The sequence below is a fragment of the Paraflavitalea sp. genome (genome assembly GCF_059502485.1).
Map to the genome: position 1 here is coordinate 380,519 of NZ_JCACET010000009.1, position 22,215 is coordinate 402,733.

Annotated in this window: 2 protein-coding genes; both read left to right on the forward strand. The window is 46.5% G+C overall.

Going from position 1 to position 22,215, the window contains the following annotated elements; genetic code table 11:
- Nucleotides 1-13: 13 nt before the first annotated feature.
- Nucleotides 14-18,958 (forward strand): non-ribosomal peptide synthetase, encoded by an 18,945-nt coding sequence (locus AC5JBY_RS17280; protein ID WP_495905876.1) that lies wholly within the window; start codon nt 14-16, stop codon nt 18,956-18,958.
- A 558-nt stretch (nt 18,959-19,516) separates the two neighbouring features.
- Nucleotides 19,517-22,215, forward strand: a 2,699-nt coding sequence (locus AC5JBY_RS17285) for a non-ribosomal peptide synthetase (protein WP_495905877.1), incomplete at its 3' end; no start/stop codon positions are given.

The following is a 22,215-nucleotide window of genomic DNA, read 5'->3' on the forward strand; positions in this document are numbered from 1 at the left end:
GTGAAATGATTTTATGCACCAGTTATCATCTACGCAACAGCAGATACTTCTAACGCAAAGCATCCATAAGAGTGCTGTATTGTATAATGTTGGAGGATATGCTCATATTTCGGGAAATGTTATCGATCGTCTTTTTATACAATCGATCGAGCTGGTGTTGCAGCAGGCAGATGTTTTAGGTCCTGCTTTGCAAGCGCTCAGGCATCTTTACGATCATACTGATGCTGCCAGGGATTATGTGATCGACGTAAAAAACTTTTCAGGTTCTTCTACTCCTGACAGGGATTGTGTGGCATGGATGGAAGAGGACATTGCCCAGGGTTTTTCGAATGGTTGTTTTATCAGTATTTCTCTTTTGAAAGCTGGTGAAACCAGCACTTACTGGTATGTAAAGGCTCATCACCTGGTTTTCGACGGTTTTTCGATGTCGCTTTTTTTCAATGAAGTAAATGCCGTGTATGCGCGCCTGGCAACCAACGACCTGGCGGCCGTTACGCCCAACCTTCACCCATTTGCTCATTTTGTGGAAACCGAACAGCAGTATTTATCATCAGATGCCAGTAGCAAGGACCGGCATTTTTGGGTGGAGCAGTTCAAAGATCATGCGGATACGCGCGCTTTTCTCTCCTGCATGGAGGGCGGAAATCCCGCTATCTTCAGTAGCCGCAAGAAAGAAATTTCCATACCCAGGGGGCTGGTGGATCAGATTGAAGCATTCTGCAATCATCGAAATATTAATGTACTGGCTTATTTTATTGCCCAGGTATTATTGCTCAACAGGCTATACAACAACAATGATGCGGTATTGGGCGTACCTTTCTTCAACCGAAGGGGAAGAGAGGCCAGGAAATCGCTGGGGCCATTTGTAAATGCTATTCCATTCTCCACAAGAATAGATCTAACCAATACGTTTTCGCAGTTCCTGCTTAAAGTCCATACTCAGTTAAGGACTGCTTACCGGCACTCTTCTTTTCCGCTGATCAATACGGTAAAGGAACTGAACCTGCAATCGACTATCTACAATATCATTTTCTCTTACCAGCGGAACAGTTATCAGACCAACAGTAATGACGGGCTGGAAGCGAATATTTGTTATCTCCCAGCCCGAGAGCAGCAGGAGGATCTGGCATTTCAGCTGCTTGAGTATGGCGATACAAAAGATCTTACACTGGTTTTGAGTTATAAGGAAAATCTATTCGCTGAAAAAACGATCGATCGTCTCCTGCAGCATTTTTATAATTTATTGAACTTTTCGCTCCTGCATGCGGAGGAATCACTTGATACATTTTCCTGTTTAACTGCTGCCGAGCAGGAATTCCTGACAGGCGGCCTAAATAATACGGCGAAGGGGTTTCCGTCGGAAAAAACCATCGCAACACTTTTTGAAGAGCAGGTATTGCAAACGCCGGATAGTATTGCGCTGACGTTTGACAGCACAAGCTTTAGTTACCATGCACTCAACCGGACAGCAAATCAGTTTGCCGCTTTTTTGCAGCAGCATTTTAACATCCGGAAAGATGATGTTGTGCTCGTTGGCCTTGAACGGGGTGAACAACTGGTCATTTCTCTCTTAAGTATTCTAAAACTGGGAGGAGCTTATGTATCTGTAGACCCGGAATATCCCGAGACGCGTATTCATCATATTTACCAGGAAAGCGGGGCAACAGGCATAATCTCTGCTGCCTTATGGAGCGATTTCCTTCAACAGCAAACAGCATATACGGACTCCAATCCGTCTGTTGCCCGAAGTGCTACAGACAACTTCTGCATTATTTACACCTCAGGCTCTACCGGATTACCGAAAGGCTGCGTACTGACCAACAGAGGTGTGGTGAATAATATGTTTAGCAAAATCGACCTGCTTAGGCTACAGGAGGGAGTTGCCATTTGCCATAATGCCGAAACTTATTTCGTGGGTTCCTTATGGCAGTTGTGGGCCCCACTTATTTGCGGCGGAGAAGTGGTATTATGTAATTATGAAGAAATGAGGGACCTGAGTAAGTTGTTTCGCAAAGCTCAACAATACAATTGCAAGATCCTTACGCTTATTCCATCACAATTGCAAGAGTATCTTGTTGAGGTGGGAGCGGTGCCGATGGATACCATTTCCACGCTTATCCTTACGGGCGAAAAATTAAGCGCTCCCTTAATTGACAGGTGTTATTCGCTGAATCCTGCGATGAGGGTTGTGAATACTTATGGGCAAACGGAATCTACAGACGATGTTACGTTTTATGTTATCCCTGATAGCCGTACTGCAAGAAGTATCCCGGTCGGGAATGCCACACAGAACATGCGTATGTATGTTCTTTCCAGCATGGGCACACCCTGTGCTATCAACGTTTTGGGGGAAGTCTATACCAGTGGGGCTGGCGTAGCTAATGGTTATGTAAATAATGCTTTGCTTACGAAAGAAAAATTCATTCCTGATCCGTTCAGGCCGGATCAAATGATGTACAGAACGGGCGACCTCGGAAGATGGCTTGAAGAAGGGATCATCGAGGTAGTGGGCAGGGTAGATGAACAGGTAAAGGTAAGGGGATACAGGGTGGAACTGGCAGAGATAAGAAAGGCACTATTGGCACACAGCCATATCGATGATGTGGTATTACTGCACCGGGAAATGGACACCCAGGAAAAGCACATCATCGCTTATATGATCTGCCGGGAATCGATCGACCTGAAAACGTTGCGGGACTTTCTGCTACAAAGCATGCCTTATTACATGTTGCCTGCCTATTTTATCCGTGTGGGAAAATTTCCTTTGCTGGCCAATGGAAAGGTTGACAAACGTGGGCTATTTGAAGCTGGCGGGTTGTTGATCAATGTAACTACTGATTATATAAGACCAAGGAATGAAACCGAGCGTAAGCTGGCTAATATATGGCAGGCCGTATTAAAAAGACCGAATATCGGCGTAGAGGATAATTTTTTTGAACTGGGCGGGCACAGTTTATCGGCAATGACGATCATCAATTTGCTCAAGTCTACTTTTCATGTAACCATCCATGTACGGGATGTGTTTGAGTGTCCTACTATTGCATCGCTGGCAGCAGTCGTTCATCAAGCCCGCCATACCGGCGATTACCCTATTCTTCAACCAATACCTGCAACGCTCCATAACGGCTATGATCTGTCATCTCCCCAATATAGGATGTGGATGCTTTGTCAGGATGAAGAAAGCAACAGGGCTTATAATATGTCTACGGCCGTAGACCTACAAGGGCCGATCGATCTGCTGTTGCTGGAACGTTCTTTTTCTATGCTTATCGAACGTCATGAGATCTTATCTACCTTTTTCAGAGAGGATGGTTCGGGTACTGTGCTACAATTCATAGACCCATCCCTGGCAACCACTTTCCGAATCCATTATACAGACCTTCGTGCAACAACTGACGCACAACAATATTTGAACGATTTATTATTAAAAGATTTTCAAACTCCTTTCAACCTGGATCGTTCACCATTAATCCGGGTATCGTTGTTCCACACCGGCGATCGTTCTTACACGTTGTCATTGATCATTCATCATATCATTAGTGACGGCTGGTCGATGCGCGTGTTGGTCAATGATCTATTGACCATCTACAGATCAGGCGGCGCTCATGAATTACCTGAACTCTACATACAGTATAAGGATTTTGCTGACTGGCAAAAGAAGTTATTGAATACTGAACAGCTGGAAGGACAACGTGAATTCTGGCTTCAACAACTGGCAGGGGAACTTCCCCAGTTACAGTTGCCCCAGGATAATACACGTCCAAAACTTAAATCATACCAGGGCAAGACTATTGTCAAAAGGCTACAACGCCGTATCACCGATGGCTTAAAGGAATTGTGCCTGAAGGAGCATACGACTTTATTCACAGGACTGATGGCTGCCGTGAACACATTACTGCACCGGTATACCGCTCAAAGCGACATTATCATTGGCAGTGCGGTATCGGCAAGGGAAGACACAGTACTGGAATACCAGTTGGGGTTGTATGTGAATACAATCGCTATTCGCACAATGGTGGCTGAGGATGACAGCTTTACGACTCTTTTATCAAAAGTGCACAATACAATACTTGAATCCTTCAAGCATCAATTATATCCTTTTGATGAAGTGGTCAGAGCACTTGGCGTCAGGCCAGATACAGGTCGCAATCCTATATTCGATGTAATGGTTGTGCTGCAGAATACAGGCAGCTATGAATCGTTTAACGATTCTCTGGAAGATATTCAATTGAGTGCTCATGAAGTAATTGAAACTTGTACCAGCAAATTCGATCTTTCTTTTGAGTTTATTGAGTTTGGCCCTGAGGTCGAACTGAGGCTGGAATATAGCACCGACATCTTCGAACAGTATTTTATCGTTCAGCTGGTCAATCATCTGGAAAGGATAATCGACAGGGCTGTGTCCCTTTCCCAGACCCCCGTCCGTCTTTTGCAGTACCTTGAAGACAATGAGACAAATACTGTACTTAAGTCCTTCAACGAAACAGCTAAGGCATATCCGTCAACAGCAACGGTGGCACACCTTTTTACAGCTCAGGCACTGCTTACTCCCGATGCCACGGCTGTGGTGTTTAACGATAGCAGCCTTAGTTACCGGCAACTCGATCAGAAAAGTAATCAGCTCGCTCATTACCTACTACATCATGGAATAGAACCCGGATCACTCGTACCTGTCTGCATGGAACGGTCACCGGAAATGATCATCGGCATTATTGCCATATTGAAAGCAGGGGCTGCCTATGTGCCTATCGATATCAGTTATCCCACGGAAAGGATCCGCTTCATTCTCGAAGACACCAGCGCACGAATCGTACTCACTGACCGACTTATTCAAGACCTCCCCGAAGACATTGTCGCAGTGAACCTGCTGCAGGAGGCAACTATGCTGGCCCAACTACCTACTGAACGGGTGGCCCACAACGGCAACTCCCATGAGCTCTGTTATGTGATCTATACATCAGGTACGACCGGAAGGCCTAAAGGGGTACTGGTTGAGCATGGCAATGTTGTCAGCCTCATCAGGGGAGGGCTCGACACACTCGACTTCAAACAAAACAATATACTGCTCTCAACCGGATCTGTATCTTTTGACGCCACCACTTTTGAGTACTGGAGCATGTTGCTTACGGGTGGATCTTTGGTACTGTGCCCGCCAGAAGACATCTTAAAACCAACGGCTCTTAAAAGAATCATACGACAACACTCCGTGAAGATCATGTGGCTTACTGCGGGGTTGCTGAATCAGCTTACTGATAATGACCCTGATCTGTTTGAGGGTTTGAAGGTAGTGGTTGCAGGAGGAGAGAAGCTTTCTCCAGGGCATATCGGTATCCTGAAAAAAAGGTTTCCGCATCTCCGTTTGTTCAACGGGTATGGCCCAACTGAGAATACGACCTTCTCGCTTACTTATGAGATAAAGGAATTGAAAGGCCCGTCTATTCCCATCGGCAAACCTTTGGGCAACAGGACGGCTTATATACTCGAGGAGGCGGGTATTCCCTGCGCCATTGGCATTCCCGGAGAATTGTATGTTGGTGGGGCAGGAGTGGCCCGTGGCTACTTAAACCTGCCGGAGCTGACGGCTGAGAAGTTTATACATCACCCATTCAGTAACGACAATAATAAAAGGCTTTATAAAACGGGGGACAGGGCACGATGGCTACCCGATGGCAACATCGAGTTCCTCGGAAGAAGGGATGACCAGGTAAAGATCAGGGGATACCGCATTGAACCAGGCGAAGTGGAGGCGGCGCTACAAGCCTGTCATGGCGTGCAACAGTGTGTAGTTGTAGCAGAACCTGATCATTCAGGCAGCGGCAGATTGGTTGGTTATGTAGTAGGGTTGGCAGATTACGATCATTCGACAGTGCTGGACCAATTGCGCAGCAAGTTGCCTGCGTATATGATACCGACTATTCTCATGCAGCTCGACAACCTGCCGCTTACTGCTAATGGGAAAGTAAATAAAGGGGCATTGCCGAAGCCGGATGCTTCGCACATGAAGGCAGGCTCTGTGGCCCCCGGGACGGAACTGGAAAAACAATTGGCAACGATATGGGCTGAATTGTTGCAAATAGAGTTTATAGGCATCGAGGATAATTTTTTCTCATTTGGTGGTCACTCCCTGCTCGCCACACGGGCATTGTCCATCATTCGCCAGCGCCTGGGCATGGAAGCAGGTGTTAAGGACTTATTCTTATATCCAACTATTCGTGAACTGGCCCAACATCTTTCTACTCAAATAGCCGGTACCGTATTGCCAAGGATAACGGCTATTGCCAAACAACCGGGAGATCTGCTACCCGTATCATTCAGCCAGGAACGCTTGTGGTTCATCGACCGGTTGCAAGGCAGTGTACAATATCACATGTCGGCTATAATACGGTTGAGCGGACCTCTACAGGTTGAGGTACTCGAACAGAGCCTGTGTGCTATTATCAACAGGCATGAAGTACTCAGCACTGTGTTGATGGAACAAGACGGGATATGTTACCAACAGATCAGGCGTGGAGATCAGTGGAAACTGTCCCAGGTATCTTTCATCAATAATGATGAAGCAATCAGCAGACAACATATTGCTGCCTATATCGATCGGCCTTTCAATCTTTCGGCAGATTATATGGTGCGCGCAGAGCTACTGGAGCTATCACAGGATGATCACTTGCTTGTGGTGGTGATTCATCACATTGCTTCCGATGGCTGGAGCCTGCCTATACTGATAAAAGAACTGTCAACTTTATATAGCGCAGGACTCTCGGGCGAAATAGCCAACTTACCTGAGCTGGAAGTTCAGTACAGTGATTATGCAATCTGGCAACGCACCTATCTGGAAGGTCCTGTACTGGACCGGCAACTGCAGTACTGGAAAGGTAAACTGCAAGGCATCCAACCGATCGATCTGCCGCTTGACCATATACGGCCTGCTGTACAGAGCGGAAAGGGAAGTTCGATATACATTGTCGTGGATAAAGAACTCACCAGTGCTCTTAAAGAGCTCTGCAGGGAAGAAGGGACAACGCTCTTTATGGTGTTGCTCAGTGTTTTCAAGGTATTATTATATCGCTATAGTGGTTCCGAAGATATTGCCGTGGGCACCCCCATTGCTAACCGACGCCAACAGGAAATCGAATCGCTTGCAGGCTTCTTTGTCAATACGCTTGTAATACGTAGTGAGTTGAGGGGTACATTATCCTTCAGGGAGTTGCTGAGACAAGTGAAAGCGACGCTGCTGGAAGCTTATGAGAATCAGGACGCCCCCTTTGAAAGAGTAGTAGAGGTGGCAAGAGCAGAACGCGACCTAAGCCGATCTCCTTTATTTCAGGTAATGTTTGCGCTTCAAAACACGCCCAATATTCCGGAGCTGCAGCTCGGTGAGCTAACATTGCATCCCGAGAACAATTACCATAATACAGCCAAGTTTGATATCAATGTTATGGCTGTTGAACGCGACGAACAGCTATATTTCGAGTTCGAGTATTCGACCGATCTTTTTGACAGGGTCGGCATCGAACGGCTGGGAGCGCATTATGAGCAGTTGCTGAGAAATGCTGTAGCAAACCGTGATGAGAAGATTAACGCTCTTTCTTTATTGAAAACAGCAGAGCGACAACAGATAGTAAAAGACTTCAACAACACATTATCGGCATATTCAGCAACGGCAACCGTAGCCGATCTTTTTGAAGAACAGGCTACGCTGACGCCTGATATCACTGCCGTATCATTTAATGGTATTGAGCTTAGTTATCGGGAACTGGAGGAAAAAAGTAATCAGCTTGCTCATTATTTGCAGTCCAAAGGGATTGGCTCAGGTGCATTGGTACCTGTTTGCCTGGACCGCTCCACAGACCTGATAGTTTGTATTGTGGGTATACTAAAATCCGGCGCAGCTTATGTACCAATCGAACTCAGCTATCCTGTTGAAAGGATGCGGTTCATTCTGGCTGACACGAATGCCCAATTGATCGTAACCGATGGAAGCGTACAGGATCTGCCGGAGCATATCGAAGTCATCAATGTATTAAGAGACCGGCAGTATATAGCGGGTGAGCCAAAGCACAGGGTTGTCAGCAACGCTACTGCCGCCAGTCTTTGTTATGTGATCTATACATCGGGCACTACCGGACGACCTAAAGGGGTGAGGATGCCCCACACGGCGCTTGTCAACCTGCTGCAATGGCAAAGAAAGCAACTTATTTCTTCCGACATAAGGATACTACAATTTGCCAGTATTAACTTCGATGTGAGCTTTCAGGAGATATTTACCGCGCTCTGTTCAGGCGCGGCTCTTGAACTGATCAGTGATGATGACCGAAAAGACTTTGCGACACTGGTGACCAAGATCAATGAGGCTGCAGTTACTCATTTATTCGTTCCTTATGTTGTGCTGCAGGGTGTAGCAGAATATTGCAGTGAAACAGGTTATTATCCCAAAGCGCTTAGCACCATTATTACAGCGGGCGAACAACTGAAATTGACGCATGATATCAGACTATTGACTGATACTACAGGGGCAATTCTGATCAATCAATATGGACCAACGGAAGCTCATGTAGTCTCTTCTTATAATGTACAGCCGGAAGATTATCTCCAGCGTCCGCTGCCACCCATCGGTCAACCCATCAGTAATACGCAATTGTACATCCTTGATGAGCAGCAGCAACCTTGCCCACTGGGCGTAACAGGAGAATTATATATAGGCGGCGCCTGTGTTGCTACAGGTTATCAAAATCTTCCCGAACTAACAGCCGAAAAGTTTATTAGTCACCCATTCGATAACCAGGATAGCGAAAAGCTTTACAAAACAGGGGATATAGCCCGCTGGTTACCAGATGGCAATATCGAATTCCTGGGTCGACGTGATGACCAGGTCAAGATCAGAGGTTATCGCATCGAGTTGGGCGAGGTGGAGAGTGCGCTGCAATCCTGCCAGGGAGTAGGGCAGTGTGTAGTGATTGCTGTGGCAGACAACAGCACCGGCAGCAAAAGGCTAATTGGCTATGTGGTACCTGCCGAAACCTATACGCGACCGGGTGTATTACAGGAATTACGCAACAAATTGCCGGAGTACATGATCCCGGCTGTACTTGTAGAAATCAACAGCATCCCACTCACCTCCAATGGAAAGGTGGATAAGCGAGCGCTTCCAAAGCCGGACGCTTCCATGATGCAGGTAAGCTATGTGGCACCACGTACTGAACTGGAAAAGCAGCTTACTGAAATATGGAGTGAACTCCTTAAAGTTGAGCGGATTGGTATCGAGGATAACTTCTTTGAACTCGGCGGGCACTCATTGCTCGCTACACGCGTGACATCATTGATAAGAAGCAGGATTGGTGCAGAAACAGGTGTAAAAGACTTGTTTTTATACCCCACGATTAAATCGCTGGCCGGCTACCTCGTAGCCAAGGCTCCATTGTCGGTATTGCCACGAATAGTGGCCGCTACCAAACAACCAAGCGATCTGCTGCCTGTATCATTCAGCCAGGAACGTTTATGGTTTATCGACGGCTTGCAGGGCAGTGTGCAATATCATATGCCAGTGGTGATGCGATTGAAAGGCCATGTGCGGGTGGACGTTCTCGAGCAATGCTTGCGTGCCATCATTGCCAGGCATGAAGTACTCAGAACTGTACTGATAGAGCAGGAGGGTGTTTGTTATCAACAGATCAGGAGTGAAGCAGCATGGGCTCTACCTTTGTTATCTTTTGCGGACAGGAATGAGGAAGGTCTTAAGGAATACATCACTCAAAGCATCCTTCAACCTTTTGATCTTTCTACAGACTATATGGTTCGGGCTGAATTGCTGGAGTTGTCCAGAGAAGAGTATATACTCGTGGTAGTTATGCACCACATCTCTTCTGATGGATGGAGCCTGGCAGTACTTGTAAAAGAACTGGTGGAGCTATACAGCGCAGGCGTCTCCGGCAGCACACCAAACTTACCTGGACTGGAAGTACAATATAGTGACTATGCTATCTGGCAACGCACGCACCTGGAAGGAGCCGTGCTGGAACAGCAACTGCAATATTGGAAAAACAAGCTTGCAGGCATTCAGCCGATCGACCTGCCACTTGACCATGTACGACCTGCTGTGCAAAGCGGCAAGGGAGCCAGTCTCGTGAAGACATTGGACAAGACGTTGATCAAAGCCCTCAAAGAACTCAGCACACAGGAGGGAGCAACGCTTTATATGGTACTGCTAAGCGTCTTCAAGATATTGTTGTATCGCTATAGCGGCTCGACAGATCTTGCTGTGGGTACGCCCATTGCCAACCGCCGCCGGCAGGAGATCGAATCGCTTGTGGGATTTTTTGTGAATACGCTTGTAGTGCGCAGTGAACTAAAAGGCGATCTATCCTTCAGGGAGTTGCTGAAACAAGTGAAAGCTACGCTGCTGGAAGCTTATGAGTATCAAGACGCACCTTTTGAAAGGGTCGTGGAGGTGACGGACGCACAACGCGACCTAAGCTTGTCTCCATTATTCCAGGTATTGTTCGCACTGCAAAACACTCCTGACATACCGGCACTTCAGCTAACAGATCTCGATCTGCTGATTGAAACGCACGATAATAATACGGCAAAGTTTGATCTAAGTATTGATCTTCGGGAGACCAACGAAGGCATCATCATGTCTATCGAATATGCAACTGATCTTTTTGACCGGGCAAGTATTGAGCGAATGGGACAGCATTACGAGCAATTACTGAAAAGCGTCGTAAACAATTATGATCAAAAGATCATATCGCTTACCTTATTAAATGATGACGAAAAACGCCAGGTTGTAACCACATTCAACAACACAGCAGTTGCGTATCCTGCAACTGCAACCGTTACCGATCTTTTTGAAGTACAAGCCGCACTAACACCGAATGCGATTGCCGTGGCTTTTAATGATCATTCTATTACCTACCAGGAACTGGAAGAAAAAGGTAATCAGCTTGCCCATCACCTGCAAGCTAAAGGCATTGGCGCAGGATCACTGGTACCTGTTTGCATGGACCGTTCCATAGCCATGATCACCGGTATTGTAGGCATCCTAAAATCAGGCGCTGCCTATGTGCCCATCGACATCAACTATCCAGCCGAAAGGATGGAGTTCATTCTGGCTGATATTCATGCTCATTTGATCGTGACCGATAGAAACATACAAGACCTGCCGGAAGCTATTGAGCCCATCAACATAACAGGCGAGGGGGAGGCTATAGCAGATAAACCGAAATATAGGACCACCAACAAAGCAACGGTAGCAGATCTTTGCTATGTTATCTACACATCAGGAACAACCGGCAGGCCCAAAGGTGTCAGAATGCCTCATGCCGCACTCGTCAATTTGCTGCAATGGCAAAAACGGGAGCTCACTTCTTCAGATATACGGATACTCCAATTTGCCAGCATCAATTTTGACGTCAGTTTCCAGGAAATCTTTACCGCCCTTTGTACGGGATCGACTCTTGAACTGATCAGTGATGATGACAGAAAAGATTTTTCGAAACTGGTTGAAAAGATCAATCAGACAGCCGTCACTCACCTGTTCGTTCCTTATGTGGTGTTACAAGGGGTGGCCGAATATTGTCATGAAACGGGATATTATCCACAAACGCTTAAGGAAGTCATTACAGCAGGGGAACAACTGAAACTGACCAACGACGTCAAAGCGCTTGTCGATCATACAGGTGCAGTACTTATCAATCAATATGGCCCAACAGAAGCTCATGTGGTTACCTCTTATAAGGTACAGCCGGAAGATTATCATCATCGACCGTTGCCGCCCATTGGTCAGCCTATCAGCAACGTACAAATGTATATTCTCGATGAAGGGCTTCAACCTTGCCCGTTGGGCATAACGGGAGAGTTGTACATAGGCGGAATCTGTGTTGCAGCCGGTTATCAACTTTTACCAGCGCTGACGACTGAGAAATTTATCCCTGACAGTTTTAGTAAACAGCCAGGAGCGAGGTTGTATAAAACAGGCGACAGAGCCCGTTGGCTCGTGGATGGAAATATAGAATTTCTTGGCCGCCGTGATGATCAGGTTAAGATCAGGGGATATCGTATCGAGCCGGGAGAAGTGGAAAGCGCGCTGCAATCCTGCGATGGCGTTGGCCAGTGCGTGGTCATCGCGGATACGGGAGATGCCGGCAACAGGAGACTGGTCGGCTATGTAGTGCCGCTGGCAGGTTATGATCAATCGACTGTACTGAATCAGTTACGAAGCAGGCTGCCTGAGTATATGGTACCGGCAGTGCTTATGGAAATTGATAGTATACCGCTCACCTCCAATGGGAAAACTGATAAACGTTCACTGCCTAAACCAGTTGCTTCGAAGGCAAAAGCAATCAGCTATGTGGCACCACGCACTGAGCCCGAAAAGCAGCTCTCAGCAATATGGGCGGAATTATTGAAAATCGAACGAATTGGCATTCACGACAACTTCTTCGAACTTGGGGGACACTCACTGCTGGCAACAAGGGTTTTATCGCTCATTCGACGTCGCCTCAATATAGAGGCGGGGGTCAAGGATCTGTTCCTGTATCCCACCATTGAAGCCATGGCACGATTCCTCAATGAAAAAGCCCCTGTGGCTGTTTTACCGCAGGTCCTGCCAACGGTAAAGCAACCAGGACAGCTACTGCCGGTATCTTTCAGCCAGGAGCGACTGTGGTTTATCGACCGACTGCAGGGATCAGTACAGTATCACATGCCAGCGGTCATACGCCTCAAAGGAAACCTGCACGTCAACATGCTCGAGCACAGCCTCCGATCCATCATCCAAAGGCATGAAGTCCTCAGAACCGTGCTTATTGAACAGGAAGGTGTGTGTTTCCAGCAGATCAATAGTGAAAAACAATGGCAGCTATCACGAACATCCATTGCAGGTAACGATGAGGACGCCATCTCCCAATACATTGCGCAATGTATCAGCAGACCGTTCGATCTATCGGCTGACTATATGTTCCGGGCTGAACTAATCGAGCTATCAGCCAGCGAATACATTCTTGTGGTGCTCATGCACCACATCGCTTCCGACGGCTGGAGTCTGCCCATTCTCATAAAAGAGTTATCGGCGCTCTACTCCGCAGCACTGGCAGGGGAAACGCCTGAACTTCCCGGGCTGGAAGTACAGTACAGTGACTATGCCATCTGGCAGCGTACTTATCTGGAGGGAGTCGTACTGGAAAAACAGCTTAGTTACTGGAAAAAAAAGCTGGAAGGCATCCAACCGCCTGATCTGCCCCTTGACTATCCACGGCCTGCTGTGCAAAGTGGAAGGGGAGCCTCACTGGTGAAGGTCTTCGACAAAGAATTGGTAAAAGCGCTCAGAGACCTCAGCACACAGGAAGGAGTAACGCTTTACATGGTCTTACTCAGCGCCTTCAAAGTACTGCTGTATCGCTACAGTGGATCTGAAGATATTGCCGTGGGTACTCCCATTGCCAACAGGCGTCAACAGGAGATTGAATCACTCGTAGGATTCTTTGTCAATACAATCGTGATTCGCAGTGAGCTCAAAGGTGAGCTATCCTTCAAACAGTTGCTTCAACAGCTCAAAAACACCTTGCTTGAAGCCTATGAGCAACAGGATGCGCCATTTGAAAAAGTAGTCGATGTGGTAGGGGGAGAACGCGACCTCAGCCGGTCTCCTTTATTCCAGGTGATGTTTGCTCTTCAGAATACACCGCATATTCCTGATCTGCAACTAAAGGATGTAACGCTACTATTGGAGGAGCATAAAAATGACACTGCCAAGTTCGACCTAAACTTCGATCTCAGGGAAATAAACGATCATCTTCATCTTACTGTTGAATATGCAACAGACTTATTTGAGCAATCGCGCATCAAGCGCATGTTATTACATTATGAAGAATTATTGCGCTGTATACTAATTGACCTGAATAAACCGGTTTCAGGTATTTCGTTATTGGATAATCAGGAAAAGGAGCTACTACTGCATGGCTTTAATGACACAGCTATTGCTTATGAACTTGACCAAACAGTAGCCGACCTATTCCAGGAGCAGTTTCACAAAACCCCTGATTCGATTGCCGTGATAGATGGGGATCAACAGTTCAGTTACCGGCAACTGAATGAAGAAAGTAATCAGCTTGCGCATTATCTACGAGCTAAGGGCATTGGCTCAAACTCCCTGGTACCTGTTTGCATGGACCGTTCCATAGCCATGGTTGTTGGGATTGTTGGAATACTAAAGTCTGGCGCCGCCTATGTACCTATTGATATTAGTTATCCAATAGAACGGATACATTTTATACTTGCCGACACTGATGCCCGATTGATCGTAGGTGATGGAAGTGTACAAGACCTGCCCACAGGCATTGAAGTCATCAACTTACTAAAGGATCAGCATACGCTGGCACAATATCCAAAGGAACAGTTTATACATAAAGGAAATTCCGACGATCTCTGTTACCTGATCTATACATCAGGCACCACTGGCAAGCCTAAAGGTGTGAAAATGCATCACCGGGCAATGGTAAATCTCCTTTTGTGGCACGATGGTCTACTTAACGACACGTCTACAAAACGGGTGCTTCAATTTGCCAGTATTAATTTCGACGCCAGTTTTCAAGAAATATTTTCGGTATTGTGTTTTGGAGGCTCTATCGTGCTAATAGGAGAAATGGAAAGAAAAGATATGCACCAGTTGCTGTCTGTGGTTCAGCAATATGAAGTGAATCATCTCTTTATTCCATTTGTAGTGTTGCAAGCGGTGAGCGAGCAGGCAATTCAGGATATCAGCAGTGAGGGTAGCCTGAAAAGCCTCACGCATATATTTACTGCAGGGGAACAATTGCGCATGTCAGCAGAAATAATTGCGCTTTGCCGCTTAACAGGTTTAGCATTGTACAACTATTACGGGCCTTCGGAAACGCATGTAGTTACTGCCTACAAAGTACAGGTAGCAGATTGTAAGCAGCAGCCGTTGCCTCCAATTGGTAGTCCTATCAGTAATACCCAAATCTACCTATTAGACAAATATGGGAGTTTATGTCCCATCGGCATAGCAGGTGAATTGTTCATTGGCGGCGACAGTGTAGCACAGGGATACCTAAACCGCCCTGAACTTACCCAGGAACGCTTTCTCAAGGATTGGTTTAGCAAAGATGATAATGCCTTTCTTTATAGAACAGGGGATATAGCTCGCTGGTTACCGGATGGCAATATCGAATTCCTGGGTCGACGTGATGACCAGGTCAAAATCAGAGGTTATCGCATCGAGTTGGGCGAGGTGGAGAGTGCGCTGCAATCCTGCCAGGGAGTAGGGCAGTGTGTAGTTATTGCTGTGGCCGACAACAGTACAGGCAGTAAAAGACTGATTGGCTATATGGCGCCTGATGGAGCGTATGCACGGCCAAGTGTATTACAGGAACTGCGCAACAAGTTGCCGGAGTATATGATACCGGCTATGCTTGTTGAGATCGACAGCATCCCACTCACCTCCAATGGGAAGGTGGATAAACGAGCGCTTCCAAGGCCCGACACCTCCGTGATGAAGGTAAGTTATGTGGCGCCCCGTACTGAACGGGAAAAGCAACTCACTGAAATATGGAGCGAACTGCTCAGGGTTGAACGTATTGGCATCGAAGACAACTTCTTTGAGCTCGGCGGACATTCTCTGCTTGCCACAAGGGTATTATCAGTCATTCGTCGTCGCCTGAACATTGAAGCAGGCGTAAAGGACCTGTTCTTATATCCTACCATCGAAACGTTGGCCCGTCATCTTTCTACCCAGACGTCCAAGTCTGTTTTACCTAAAGTTGCAGGCGTTGTTAAACAACCCGGAGACCTGCTCCCCCTATCATTCAGCCAGGAACGCTTATGGTTCATCGATCGTCTGCAGGGAAGTACGCAATATCACATGCCAGCGGTATTGCGACTGAAGGGAAAAGTTCAGGTGGGTGTTCTCGAACAAAGTTTGCGTGCCATCATTGCCAGACATGAAGTGCTCAGAACCGTACTAATAGAACAGGAGGGCATCTGTTATCAGCAGATCAAGGATGAAAAGGGATGGTCACTATCATTGGTTTCTTTTACTGACAATGATGACGCAGCTATTAAACTCTATATCGCGCAAAGTACCAGCCAGCCTTTTGATCTATCCGCGGATTTTATGCTGCGGGCCGCACTGCTGGAGCTATCTAAAGAAGAGTATATACTTGTGGTAACCATGCACCATATCGCCTCTGATGGCTGGAGCCTGGCCGTGCTTGTAAAGGAGCTGGTGGAGTTATACGATGCCGGCATTGAAGGAAGGCAATCTATTTTGCCTCCACTTGAAGTGCAGTATAGTGATTATGCCATTTGGCAACGCACGCATCTGGAAGGAGCCATACTGGACCAACAACTGCAGTATTGGAAAAACAAGCTTGCAGGCATTCAGCCTATCGACCTGCCGCTTGACCATGCACGGCCTGCTGTGCAAAGCGGCAAGGGATCCTGCCTCGTGAAGACATTGGATAAAACATTGATCAAAGCCCTCAAAGAACTCAGTACACAGGAGGGAGCAACGCTTTACATGGTATTGTTAAGCGTCTTCAAGATACTATTGTACCGCTATAGTGGATCAGAGGACATTGTAGTAGGTACGCCCATCGCTAACCGCCGTCAGCAGGAGATTGAATCGCTTGTGGGATTTTTTGTCAATACGCTTGTAGTACGCAGTGAATTAAAAGACGATCTATCCTTCAGGGAGCTGCTGAGACAAATAAAAATCACGCTACTGGAAGCTTATGAACATCAGGATGCCCCCTTTGAAAGAGTCGTAGAGGTGGCGGGGGTGGAACGCGATCTGAGCCGATCTCCCTTATTCCAGGTAATGTTCGCATTTCAAAACACACCAGATATACCAACACTTCAATTAACAGATCTCGATCTGCTGATTGAAACGTACGATAACAATACAGCTAAGTTTGATCTAAGTATTGATCTCCGAGAAGTTAACGAGGGCATCCTTATGTCTATCGAATATGCGACCGATCTTTTTGACCGGGCAAGCATTGAGCGAATGGGACATCATTATGAGCAACTACTGAAAAGCATTTTAAACAATCACGACCAAAAGATCATATCGCTTACCTTATTAAACGATGCCGAAAAGCAACAGGTTGTAACCACGTTCAACAATACAGCAGTCGAGTATCCTGCAATAGCAACCGTCACCGATCTTTTTGAAGCGCAAGCGACATTAACACCCGATGCGATTGCTGTGGCTTTTAATGATCATTCTATTACCTACCGGGAACTGGAGGAAAAAAGCAACCAGATTGCCCATCACCTGCAAGCTAAAGGAATTGGCGCCGGCTCGCTGATACCTGTTTGTATGGACCGCTCCATAGCCATGATCACCGGTATTGTAGGCATACTAAAATCAGGCGCAGCCTATGTACCTATCGACATCAACTATCCAGCCGAAAGGATACAATTTATACTTCATGATACCGGAGCTGGCGTTGTAGTAACTGATGGAAATATAAAAGAATTACCGGAAGGTATTGAGCCGATCAATATATCAGGCGAACTGAATACTATAGCAGGGGAGTCGACCAACAGGGTTACCAGCACTGTAACAACCAACGATATCTGTTACATCATCTATACGTCAGGCACCACTGGTAAACCTAAAGGTGTTAAGATGCCGCATGTCGCCCTTGTCAACCTACTGCAATGGCAAAAACGGGAGCTTGCTTCTTCCAACATGCGGATACTGCAATTTGCCAGCATCAATTTCGACGTAAGCTTCCAGGAGATATTTACTGCCCTTTGTACCGGATCGACTCTTGAGCTGATCAGTGATGATGACAGAAAAGATTTCGCTAAACTGGTTGAAAAGATTAACCAAACAGCCGTTACTCATCTGCTTGTTCCTTATGTGGTGCTACAAGGTGTGGCTGAATATTGTCATGAAGCAGGGTATTATCCGCAAACGATTAAGGAAATCATTACAGCAGGGGAACAACTGAAATTAACTCATGAAATCAGGTTGCTGATGGATACTACCGGAGCAGCATTGATCAATCAATATGGCCCAACGGAAGCCCATGTGGTTACCTCTTATAAGGTGCAGCCGGAAGACTATCAACATCGACCGTTACCGCCCATTGGTCAGCCTATCAGCAACGCACAAATGTATATTCTCGACAAAGTCTTACAACCTTGTCCTGTGGGTATTATGGGTGAACTTTATATAGGCGGCACCTGTGTAGCAACAGGATATCAAAACCTGCCTGGACTGACGGCTGAAAAGTTCGTATCCGATGGTTTTAACGAAAATCCGGAGGCCCGGCTGTACAAAACAGGCGACAGGGCCCGTTGGCTGGCGGATGGAAATATAGAATTTCTTGGCCGTCGTGATGATCAGGTTAAGATCAGGGGATACCGTATCGAGCTGGGAGAAGTGGAAAGCGCCCTTCAATCCTTCGATGGCATAGGCCAGTGCGTGGTCATCGCAGATACAGGAGATGCCGGCAACAGGAGACTGGTCGGCTATGTGGTGTCGCTGGCCGGCTACGATCAATCGACCGTGCTGAAACAGTTACGAAGCAGGCTGCCCGACTATATGGTACCGGCAGTACTCCTGGAAATTGACAGCATACCGCTTACCCCTAATGGGAAAGTCGATAAACGCTCATTACCTAAGCCAGCTGCTTCGAAGGCTAAGATAATCAGTTATGTAGCACCGCGCAGTGAGCTCGAAAAGCAACTCACTGAAATATGGAGAGAACTCCTCAAGGTTGAGCGGGTTGGAATCGAAGACAATTTCTTTGAACTCGGAGGACACTCACTGCTTGCCACAAGGGTGACCTCCCTGATACGAAACAGGATTGGTGTAGAAACAGGTGTAAAGGAGTTATTTCAGCATTCAACAGTGGCGTCTTTGGCAAAACATATCCAGGCAAACAACGTGGAAGCGGAGCATGAAGAATACACGATCGTCAGAATCTGATAGCCTATTTGGGTAATTTCAGCACATGACAAAAGTCAATATCAGCAACAAGTAAACGATGATATCCATGATCAGGTCAAATTTAACCTTAGACTAAAAAATATTAACAAAATAATGCTTTTGCAATCAATTTAATTCACACGAAATACTTAACTTGTCCATACGGAACCAGCATCGCAAATTCACACTAATCAAGTCTTATTACCTGCTATTAAACCGAAGTCATTATGAGAGATCAAAAACAACACAGAGTCCTGCATGGTAAGGCAGCTACCTCATCAACTTTCTACCCCGAACATTATAAGTATTTAAGTTTAACCCGTCATTTACGACCTATACGTTTTAAGAACGAACCGTAATCGTTTCTCCCGACAAAAACCACCATACTATCTTCATTGCTTAACCGCAATGCTTATTTAATTTCTTTCTCAGTAGTATATGAGCCATCATTTGCTTTACCGGATCGGCAGATCCAGGTATTGTAATGCTGACTTCTATATTGTCATTCAATCCGGCACCCAACCAAATATGGTTTTCAAATTTCTTTAAAAGAGAAGCATGAAAGGGTATATAATAGTATTAAATATACTAAAGGGATGCAAGGCCCAGGGAATCAAACTATTCCTGGAAAAGGAGGATCTGGTAGTAAAAATCCCTAAAAACAAAATAGTTGACAGTGCGCTTCTCGATGACTTAAAAAAGCACAAGGATCTACTAATCGAATATTTTAAACCAGAGAAAGATAGCATCCGTATTCTCAATGATTTTTCGATTGGCCGCAATACACTTGCAGCAGGAGAACTGGCCCCGTTATCTTATTCTCAGGAACGCTTATGGTTTATAGATCGCCTGCAGGGTAGCGTGCAATATCATATGCCGGCAGTCATGCGCCTGAAAGGCGCATTGCAGGTTAGCCTACTCGAACAGAGTTTGCACGCCATTATCAAAAGGCATGAGGTACTCAGAACCGTTGTTGCAGAACAGGAAGGAGGTTGCTTTCAACAGGTGAGCAGCGAAGATGCCTGGAAGATGCAGCTAATCCCTTTTGGTAATAAAGACGAAGTTGCTATCCGCGATTATATTTTTCAAAGCATCAGCCGTCCTTTTGATCTTTCAGCTGATTACATGTTGCGTGCAGAGCTACTCGAGGTAAGCGGGGAAGAATACATCCTTATAGTGGTCATGCACCACATTGCCTCCGACGGCTGGAGCTTATCTGTACTCGTAAAGGAGTTGGTGGAACATTACGCCGCCGGCATCAAAGGCGAGCAATCTCGATTACCCAAGCCGGAGGTTCAATATAGCGACTATGCTATTTGGCAACGTGCTTACCTCGAAGGGGCTACCATGGATCAGCAACTGCAGTATTGGAAAAACAAGCTTGATGGTATCCAGCCACTCGATCTACCGCTGGACCACGTTCGCCCTGCAGTACAGAATGGCAAAGGCGCCAGGCTAATGAGGGTTTTGAACAAAGAGCTGGCACAAGCTCTTAAGCATATCAGCAATACAGAGGAAGTTACGCTGTACATGGTGCTACTAAGTGCATTCAACGTATTGCTTTTCCGCTACAGTAATTCAACAGATATAGCAATAGGAACGCCTATTGCTAACCGGCGGCAGCAGGAATTAGAATCGCTCGTAGGCTTCTTCGTCAATACGCTCGTGATTCGCAGTGAGCTAAAAGGTTCATTATCGTTCACGGAATTGCTGAATCAGGTAAAGACCACGCTGCTGGAGGCTTATGAAAACCAGGACGCTCCTTTTGAAAGGGTAGTGGATGCGGTAGAAAGCCCGCGTGATTTAGGGCGTAATCCTTTATTCCAGATCATTTTTGCACTACAGAATACTCCTCATATTCCTGAGCTCCTTTTAGCAGACCTGGAATTATTCATGGAAGATATTCATCACAGTACTTCCAAATTCGATCTTAATTTTGACATAAGAGAAACTAAAGAGGGTTTACTCCTTACTATCGAATATGCTACCGACCTTTTTGACGAGGTCAGCATCGACCGTATGGCTCAATATTACGAACAGTTATTAAAAAGTATCATAGAAGACCCCAATCAAAAAATATCATCTCTATCATTACTAACAACAGCAGACAGGGAAAAAGTATTATTGGATTTTAACAATACCGTTGTTGAATATCCGGCAACTGCAACAGTAGCACACCTTTTTACAGCTCAGGCACTGCTTACTCCCGATGCCACGGCTGTGGTGTTTAACGATAGCAGCCTTAGTTACCGGCAACTCGATCAGAAAAGTAATCAGCTCGCTCATTACCTACTACATCATGGAATAGAACCCGGATCACTCGTACCTGTCTGCATGGAACGGTCACCGGAAATGATCATCGGCATTATTGCCATATTGAAAGCAGGGGCTGCCTATGTGCCTATCGATATCAGTTATCCCACGGAAAGGATCCGCTTCATTCTCGAAGACACCAGCGCACGAATCGTACTCACTGACCGACTTATTCAAGACCTCCCCGAAGACATTGTCGCAGTGAACCTGCTGCAGGAGGCAACTATGCTGGCCCAACTACCTACTGAACGGGTGGCCCACAACGGCAACTCCCATGAGCTCTGTTATGTGATCTATACATCAGGTACGACCGGAAGGCCTAAAGGGGTACTGGTTGAGCATGGCAATGTTGTCAGCCTCATCAGGGGAGGGCTCGACACACTCGACTTCAAACAAAACAATATACTGCTCTCAACCGGATCTGTATCTTTTGACGCCACCACTTTTGAGTACTGGAGCATGTTGCTTACGGGTGGATCTTTGGTACTGTGCCCGCCAGAAGACATCTTAAAACCAACGGCTCTTAAAAGAATCATACGACAACACTCCGTGAAGATCATGTGGCTTACTGCGGGGTTGCTGAATCAGCTTACTGATAATGACCCTGATCTGTTTGAGGGTTTGAAGGTAGTGGTTGCAGGAGGAGAGAAGCTTTCTCCAGGGCATATCGGTATCCTGAAAAAAAGGTTTCCGCATCTCCGTTTGTTCAACGGGTATGGCCCAACTGAGAATACGACCTTCTCGCTTACTTATGAGATAAAGGAATTGAAAGGCCCGTCTATTCCCATCGGCAAACCTTTGGGCAACAGGACGGCTTATATACTCGAGGAGGCGGGTATTCCCTGCGCCATTGGCATTCCCGGAGAATTGTATGTTGGTGGGGCAGGAGTGGCCCGTGGCTACTTAAACCTGCCGGAGCTGACGGCTGAGAAGTTTATACATCA